The following is a 359-nucleotide window of genomic DNA, read 5'->3' on the forward strand; positions in this document are numbered from 1 at the left end:
CCGTCTCCGCACACTCCCGGTCAAAGCGGTACAGCGCCTCGGTGGTGACGGGATCTGGACTGGGGACCAGCTCATTGAGCTGCCGGATAAATTCTGTTTTCTGCATCTTCTTTCCCTCCACTTCACATGGAATTGCCGCCCATGGACGGCCCCTGGCTGGGGTGGTCCTTGTCGGCCAGCAGTTGTACCAGGGTTTTCAAATCCTCCGGTGCAATCCGCTCCGCCGCCCGGCACAGCCGGTTGAGGCCATTGATGGACAGATGTTCCGATGGAATGCTGCGGATGACCTCGCCGGGCAGGGTGCTGTCCACTACCCTGGAGTGTGCCTGGGGGCTGTCCCGTATACCGGTGCGGCACAG

The 359-nt window shown here is 61.6% G+C and carries 1 pseudogene; it reads right to left on the reverse strand.

Going from position 1 to position 359, the window contains the following annotated elements:
- Nucleotides 1–122: 122 nt before the first annotated feature.
- Nucleotides 123–359: pseudogene (locus tag HMPREF0372_RS20830) on the reverse strand (hypothetical protein); the annotation flags it as partial.

The sequence above is a fragment of the Flavonifractor plautii ATCC 29863 genome (assembly GCF_000239295.1).
Classification (GTDB): Bacteria; Bacillota; Clostridia; order Oscillospirales; family Oscillospiraceae; genus Flavonifractor; species Flavonifractor plautii.